Origin of the sequence: Shewanella sp. ZOR0012 (genome assembly GCF_000798835.1) — a bacterium.
Lineage (GTDB): Bacteria > Pseudomonadota > Gammaproteobacteria > Enterobacterales > Shewanellaceae > Shewanella > Shewanella xiamenensis.
The window spans coordinates 1-1,103 of sequence record NZ_JTLE01000046.1 but is presented as its reverse complement, the minus strand read 5'-3'; the positions used below and the strand labels follow the sequence as shown (position 1 = coordinate 1,103).

1 protein-coding gene is annotated in these 1,103 nt (G+C 44.6%); it reads right to left on the bottom strand.

The window, feature by feature from the left end; all coding sequences use genetic code 11:
- Nucleotides 1-54: 54 nt before the first annotated feature.
- Nucleotides 55-1,014, bottom strand: a complete 960-nt coding sequence (locus tag L976_RS01400) for an ATP-grasp domain-containing protein (RefSeq protein ID WP_037418145.1) — start codon at nucleotides 1,012-1,014, stop codon at nucleotides 55-57.
- Nucleotides 1,015-1,103 lie beyond the last annotated feature (89 nt).

The following is a 1,103-nucleotide window of genomic DNA, read 5'->3' as shown; positions in this document are numbered from 1 at the left end:
AAAAAAACGGCCCAGTAGAGACTGAGCCGCCGATAAGAGCTTAACGAGACCGCATCAATTGTTATGCGTGTTAGCGGCCGATGTTGGCTCGCTGCTTTTCTCGTCCTTGTTAAACATGCCTAAACGGATGCGGATAAAGTGCAAAATTTGCGCAGCAATATCCACATTTAAGCACGATTCTAATCCTTCAAACCCAGGTGATGAGTTGGCTTCGCAGATTTTGTAATGGCCGTTATCGAACAATAAATCTATACCTGCCACATCTAAATCGAGAATATTGGCGGTTTGCGTCGCGAGCCATTCGATTTCAGGGGTGATTTCAAAGGGCCTCGCCGAGCCACCCGCGCTGACATTAGCTTTAAAGCTATCTTCTTGCCCACGTCGCTCGTAGCAGCCTGCAACGCGTCCGCCAATAGTAAAGACTCGCAAGTCGCGGCCATGACTATTAGCAATGAACTCTTGCAAAATAATGTTGGCGTTTTTATTAGTCGCTTCGATTAGTTGCATTAAGTCATCAAACTCACGGGCTTTGTGTGATAAGAATACACCACTGCCTTGAGAGCCTGAGAGCGTTTTAATCACTACGGGAAAACCTAAATGGCGCTCAACCAGATCAATATCAACCGGGAATTTGACCAACATGGTTTTTGGCGTAGGTAAATTCTTCTCGGCCAACAATTGCTGGGAGAAGAGCTTATCTTTAACAATCTCAATAGCTTTTGAAGGATTTAAACAATACACCCCTAAGCGTTCCAAATGGCGAATGATTGCCAACGCAAAGTAGGTGGTGCCAGAACCCATGCGCGGAATGATAAAATCCGGCAATTCAACGGGTTGTCCATTTAACAAAATACTTTTGTTATCTTCTCTCGTCACGGTGAGATCAAACTCATCCGGCGCATAAACGGCTAATTCAATATTGTCGGCCTTAGCTGCCGCCAACAGACGTTCGATTTCATACCATTCAGGTTTTAGCTGAGTCGCGGTTTCTTTATATAAAATCCAACCACGCATTTAATCGCAAACCTTCATTTTCATGCTTTGTCCTCGGGTTCAGCTTCATCCTGAACATCATCTTCAATTTCAACATCCACATCTACATC